Below are 7,611 nucleotides of genomic sequence, written 5' to 3' on the forward strand. Positions count from 1 at the left end.
CCGCTGAACCAGTACAGAATGAGGGTCGATCTTTGGATTTCCGCTGAACCAGTACAAGACAAAGGGGGATTTTACAACGGGGTCTGTTTTGGTACATTGAGATTTACTATAATCGGGTTAGAAAACATTCGGCCAATGGATGGAAGACGCCGGATCAAATGGAACAAATATATTTTAGTGGAAATCCAGAATGTATGGCGTAACTCTCTATCCACTTTTTCCGGGGAGGTTAAGTTGTTATTAGGTGATTCCGATAAGAACCACAAGATGATGGAATGGTTTAGGGGAAAATTAGATGACAAAGATGAATATAAAAGATCACCTATTATAAGTAATAAAGATAAGGTTGAACTTGGTAGTATAATAAATAAAAATATTAGTGATAAAGTTAGTAGTATTCGCGCCGCAATACCATTTTTTATTTATCTTGGTTGGGTTAATGAAAAAAGGAAATATATCCCGAAAAAGATAAAAATGCTTGGTGTCCAAAAATTTTTAATAGATAGTGCATTAAAAGCATCACCTGATATAGTATCGGAAACTATTTACGAACTTTCTTTATTGGAAAAGAAAGATGAAAAAATACGTTTATTGGGTGGTCTATCATCATTTATCATCCGGACGTCTGGGAAGAATAACAAAAATATTGAGGATACACTAGATGGTGTGTTTGGTGAGGGTGGTAATAATGTATGGGATGGTGTTGTTGATATAATAAATTCATATCAGGATATAGCAAAGTATAATACTAAGTATAATATAGAGACATCACATAATCTACATGATGATAAATTAGAAATATCTGGTGAGGAATTTGTTACATTTATTACAAGGATAAAAAACACAAATATATCAAGTATAAGAGATGGGGTAACAAACTCTATTACATCGAAGGGAACAGCTTGGCATGAGGTATTTAAAGAAAACAATATTAGACAATTAAAAAAATCGAATGTGAATGACACAACAAAGATAGATTTGATTTTATATTCTTATGCTAAGATCATGAAGAGCCTATTATCTAAAGATGGCAAATCTACTGCTTTACATGATGATATTGAGGAAGAATTTAAGGCACAGGTAGATAGTAATACCCCATTACATGAATACTTAAACCTCTCTATTGACAATGATAAAATATTAAATAATTTATCATCTAAACGATCACAGATAGATGAGTTTATTGACTTTCTTATTACAGGAAAACGGACAATAAGAAAAGGTACAGAAAATGAAGAAGTTGTTGAGATGAGTACTACCCCACAAGATTTATTACCACCAAAAGCGCTTGATAAAGAGGCCACATTACTTAGTATGTTGCTCAGTGTTCATGACATGAGCAATAATATCCATGCTGAAAAGATGGAAAAGTTAAAAAAGGTAGCGAATGATATAGGTGACATGGATGCTGAAAGGGTTATTGATTCATTATATAAATATGGGTTCATTGATCGTAAAATGAACGAATTTACACATACATCATTGTTTAGTAATCCTGTACATACTATAGCCTTAATTATTAATGGTGGTGGTATATCGGGGAAAAATGATATTACACACTTTTTAAATCTTGAGTCGGTTATAGATGTAGAAAGTGAAGGCTCTTTAACAAAGGCTACTAAAGATGATAACTACATAGAAAATATTGAGAATAGTTTGAAACTAACAGATATCTTTGTGGATCAAGAAATCGGGAAACGTTTTGATGACTTTATGAATAGCAAAGACGTTATAACAAAGATGAAAAAGCTGTATGGTGATATTCATAACTTAGATGGTCAGGAAGTGTTGAGCGATAAAAATCTATCAAATGCGGTTTCTGGTGCTATAACAAATTCTGTGAATGATGACGGTAGTGTTAATTTTGTTGGGTTTAGAAAAAGGTTAGGAAATCTTATAGATCAAAAAAAGTATATAGATAAGTCTGGGAGATTATCTATAGAAAAAGGGGAACAAGCAGCTAATAATTTCATTGAGTTTGCCATTTCTGATATGCTTAAGAGTGATAATTTTTACGATATAACATCTGATGTTGTTAAAGAACAAGCTGGTGCGTCAAGTGAGGTTGTTGAGACTTCTAAATTTATGGCATATATAGAAAATAAAACCGTTTCAGTTCGTTTAAGTGATGGCATGTATAGTATACTCACCAGAGATAGGGACATATCCACTAGTGGGGTTGGTGTTGCATACAAAGACCTTCAACGAGAACATGCACACTTTTCTTTTAACGCGATACGGAAATTCGCTCCAAGGAATTCAGCACATAGAGCTTCTTATTATTTAGTTCTTGCGGATGGGTTGGATAATAACGGTATCTTAGCATATGATCCCGTTAAAAGAAATAAAGATATGGCCGATAAATTAATGAGCATTATACAAAAGAAAATTCAACCCGAAGGTTTAGATATAAAAACAGATAGTATTACTAAAATTAAGAAAAAACTAAGTAAGGATAAGAGGGCACAAAAATGTATATATATGCTAAAAAAACTAACTATAGCTAACACACCTATTATAAAGGGCGATAAATACAATTTTAAGGCGTTTAGTGACGCACCCCCTGAGTTGCCCAAAGATGAGATTGAAAAAAGAAAGAAGGCAATAGAAGACCTTATTATTAAACATTATAGTAGCAGGATAGTTAACCCCCAAACTGATGCAAATAAAGCTATAGCCCAGGTTGCATCCAATACAGTTGAAAAGCTTACAGCTAAGGCGCTTAAACTTGAGGGTGATAGTTTAGATGTTAAGACTATTAAACAGCCATATGAACCATTTCTTAATAATATGGGTAAAATATTCAACCAGAGTACTGAAGTTATAGAAAATATGGAAGATGTATTTACTGATAGTGGTAAGTATAAGTTGATAAGGTATACAGATGCAGATAATAATAATAATAAAACATCATTATACGAGGAGATTAGTACCCCTCCCGAAGAGGTTAAAATTTCAGTTGATGGTATTCCGTATATAGATGAATATCATTTCGGGATATCTAAAGAGTTTTCTGATATTAAAAATTTACGGGAATGTATTGATTTTCTCAATAAAAATTTCATCTATGGTCATCTTATCATTAATAAAGATAATGAATATATAAAAGATAATATAGATAGGGTCAATGATGAACATAAAAACGAGGACGATGGTTCGGTATTGTGTCAAATACCCCATGACAGTGTTATAGCTAATGCTCTATCTCTTATCGACGATAGGGCTGGGGGTCTATCACAGTCAGCGGATATGATAAAACTATTCTTAGACAATTTCGCTGTCGGTGAGGAAAAAACACCATTGACCGATCATATATCCGATTTTTCCGAGGATGCTGAATTCGCATCACTTAATTATGTTGACGGTCCTTTATATGATTCTAATACATTATTTTTTAAATCGATAAGGGATATTTCAGACTCTTTTTCTTATGATGAAGACACCGATTTTACTAAAAAGAATCTTAAAGATATAACACAACAAAACATAAAAGATATGCTATTAGAGGAAGATAATAGTGCCAGCGTATTTAATGCCAGCGCAACTAAAAAGATGGACATATTGTACGACAATGCACCAAAGTCTGTAATAGATATGACTCATGAGTATTTTTATGATAGATCACCAGTGGCGAAAAACCCAAATGCTAAAGAAGCTAGAACGGATAGAATAAATGCGTTTATTGATGTTATTCGTGATTTTGTTTGTGAATACAGACTCACAACATCAGGCAAAAAAATATTAATGAGTTTAGTTATCTACCCAAGTCAATGAGATTTGAGTTTAGGAACTGGGTTTCTAACGCCCACAAGAGATATAAAATGAAATCTGATAATATTAGTGAGCAGACATTAACGAGAGATGTTACTAAATTAGCAACAAAGTTTACACCCTCTATGAAGGAGCAGGCAGTACAAGATATAGAAACATCCACAAGAGATATGATGGCAGCTTACAAGTACCAAAAGCAGATGTCTGATCTCGCATATGAGTTACGTGACATAGCAACAAACAAGTACCCGTTTACTTCATTGCTAAAACACGTATCGTCTATAATTTTTGAGGATGATGAATCAATCGAGGAGTTTAAGAAAGAGGACAGATCCAAATTTAAATATATTAACAACACTATAGATAAGATTAAAAAATCACATTTTGACTATGATTCGGTAAATTGGGAAGATATATCAAAGAACTTAAACGGGGCGGATGACTTCATCTCACAACTAATATTAGAAGAACCAGGTATTATACTATTATACCTTGTTTATATTTCTAAGGCGGCATATGCAGAGGAATATGCATCTAACAGTGAGCCTGCCAATGAATTGGTAAACCCGATACAGAAAGATATAGAAGATTCTCAAATTAATAAGTTTAAAGATAAAATTACAGATAGTTGGTATGATGCGTTCAATAGGCATAGTAAAAAGGTTAATAAGGATAAGTTTAAATCGGGATTCAAAAGATCGTTTAGTGGGGTGTTAGATATCCATATCAGATCATATTTAAAAAATCTTATATCAAATGTATACAATGAGGTTGGTGGTATACAAAGTAGAGAACAGTTAGAGGATCGTATAGATAATATGAAGGGTACAGGAGCACGTCTTAGTAAAAGTAATAATTTCATAACATTGTTAAATGATGTTGGTGGTGTTATACTAAACCCAGGTAAAAATGAGAAACATGCAGTAAAAGAATCTGTTATCGATAAAGCTAGTAGTTATCAAAATCCCTATCAGCTAAAGGTGGATTCACATATGAAACACGAAACTCCAGACCTAATAATTGAAGAACTCGACCACTTTGACTGTGAACAAATAAGATCTGGTAAAGCCGTTATTGATGAGCCCTTTAAACGTGCTATATTTACAAGAGAAAGTGATGGTGATTACAACTACTTCTTTTTAAACCCCAAATTAAAACAAATACGCACCACTGTAGATGTTATTGTTGAGGCCGGAATGATCGTTCATAAAAATAATGTGACAACCAGTACTATACCTGACTGGTATGATGTTGAAAATGAGCGTAATGCTATATATACTAGCTACTACAGCTCTGCTGGGCGTGTTGCCGAATGTGAACCAGGTGATTCGTACGTTGTAGGAAATGGGATTTGTGGTTCAGTTCTTCAGGTAAATGATTTTGTTCCCATTCGCACTGGTGCTAAACGAGATGGTATAAAAGTAGACGTTACCTTCGAGAAAGGAAAAGAGATAGAGGGAATGCATTTTAAATCATTGCGTAAACTAAAACAGAACCTCGTTGGATTCGGGAAAGATTTATTACGCAACCAAAAAGGTTTGAGTTCTGTTGAGACAACAGGACCTATAGCTGAAGAAGCTACAGAGAAAATATCACAGGGACATTGGATCGACAAACTGTTTGAGATAAGTAGTGACGAAATACCAACGGTGTCAAAGACAATGTCATTGAAAGAACAAATGTTCCTCGATAAGATTCAGGGGGATTTTTTTAGACAACCTCTTGGAAAACACTTGATAATGGAAGGAGCTCCTGGTACTGGCAAAACGACAACGATCATAAAGCGGCTCAAACAGAAAACAATCTGGGCTCCAGAAGATGATATCTTAACTAAAGAGGAACTCAAGATTATCAATAGAATTAGTGGTGGTAATCCGGAAGAAGTAATTCACGGAAGTAACTGGTATTTCTTTAGTCCATCTCCACTCCTTGAACAATACTTAAAAGAGAGCATTGGCGCAGAGGGGCTTTCGGCAACACAAGATACTGTGAAGGTATGGAGTGATCGACGCATTCCATTTTCAAAATCAATCGGCGTGTTCCCGAAAAGTCTCTTCAGTCAAGAGAAGAAAAATAAAATTCTTGCTAAAACAGATAGTGCTTCTTTGGTTAAACTTGCAAAAAAGTTTACTGAACATATCCCCAAATCTATTGAAAAGCGTGTTGAGGAAACACGTAAGCAACTTGAAAAAGCGGGGGCTCCAGATAATCTTATTGAACTATTACGTGAATCAGAAGGTTCTATAGGGAGAGTTGTCAATTTCGAAAAAATGTTCGATATTGTATCAGAGTTGATTGATCATAAGAACGACTATCTTAGATCGAGTAAAAATGGTAAGCGAGAAATTGATGAACGAGTATCAAAAATTCTTTTTGCTAAAATCGATGAGGGTCATCGTTTTTTCGAGCTTCTTTTTCCTCTATGCCGAGATCTTACAATTGAAGATGATGATAATGAGGATATAACCGGCGACCAAGAATCGATGATAAAAGCTCGGGGATTGTTAAGTAATACAATACGTTTTATTGCTCTCAAATTGGCAAATGCATCTCAGAATGAACCGTCTACATCGATTATAGAATGTTCTCAACTATTGAAACAGTATAACCTAATTCCCAATCAGGATATGTTGGTTGATTACGGTAAACTACTCAATCAAATAACTCTACTAACAGAGGTGGCTTCACATAAAATATTAGTGGATAACATTCCTCTCTATTACAAAGAGTTTCGGAAAAATAGAATGCAGATAGAAAAACATCTCTTCTCAGATCTTGAATATATCGAGAAAAATCCCAATAAAATATCAGGACTAGAAATTGATATTATTGTGCACAGAATGCTTCAAAATACAAACTATTTGGTAAAGAGATATAATTCTATTCGTATACCACAATCATCTCCTTCTGTAAAAAGAATCTGTGAGAAATATAGACTACAAGTAGCAGTTGATGAAGCGACAGATTTCTCTGCCCTACAACTTTCGATATTCTCGTTGCTTGCACATCCGCTTTGCCCTACAGTATCACTGGTTGGTGATGTTATGCAGCGTATTACTCACACAGGTTTAACAGACTGGAGTGATACGGCGTGGGATGATTCCAGGTTTGAGCGCAGTGAAATTGTTAAAGTGTATAGGCAGCAGCCTAAGCTCTTAGAGATAGCTTCTTTTTTGTATGAACAGGAAACGGGTAATCCACCAGCATTCAAATCTGGAAAACTTAAAAAATGGGAAAATCGCCAGGCACCTGATGCCTTACTATATCGTACGGATTCTGAAACAAAAACAATTGACTGGGTTTGTGAACGCCTTGTGGAACTTCAGAATGTGTATGGTGGTGAAGAACTTCCATCAATTGGTGTCATCGCACCAAACGATAATATGGTGGAAGATATAGTTGATGCGCTTGAAGAGTCTGAATTCCTTGCTGATAATCAAATCGAAACCGTTGGCTGCACTGGTGATGGCGTTCTCAACGCCGCCGGTAAAGTTGCCGTAGTATCAATAGAGCACGTAAAGGGGCTGGAGTTTAACGCTGTTTTCTTCTGGGGAATCGATCAGCTAGAAGAAAAAAAGTTGCTTAATAGATACTTGTATGTAGGCTTGACACGAGCAACAGAATTTCTTGCAGTTACCTGTCGTAATAAAATGCCTGTAGCACTTAAACGAGTCGGCCATTTCTTTAAAGATGGCCGAGAGACCAATTGGTCTGACTTTTCATTTAGGAAATAACTATGCTCAAATATTCCAACCAATATCTACTGACGCGATATGGCAAGTTAATTTGAAAATTGCGAACAAAACTTGACACTACCTTATTTTTGTACTGGTTCAGCGG

Annotated in this window: 2 protein-coding genes; both read left to right on the top strand. The window is 35.0% G+C overall.

Annotation, left to right across the window (positions count from 1 at the left end; all coding sequences use genetic code 11):
• Positions 1-234: 234 nt before the first annotated feature.
• On the top strand, positions 235-3,774 hold the full coding sequence (locus CALK_RS11365) for a hypothetical protein (RefSeq protein ID WP_155851870.1): 3,540 nt from the start codon (positions 235-237) through the stop codon (positions 3,772-3,774).
• A gap of 47 nt (positions 3,775-3,821) precedes the next feature.
• Entirely contained in the window at positions 3,822-7,505 is a 3,684-nt protein-coding gene (locus CALK_RS11370; protein ID WP_034638244.1) for an ATP-binding domain-containing protein, read from the top strand.
• The last annotated feature ends 106 nt before the right edge of the window (positions 7,506-7,611 follow it).

This window comes from Chitinivibrio alkaliphilus ACht1 (assembly GCF_000474745.1).
Lineage (GTDB): Bacteria > Fibrobacterota > Chitinivibrionia > Chitinivibrionales > Chitinivibrionaceae > Chitinivibrio > Chitinivibrio alkaliphilus.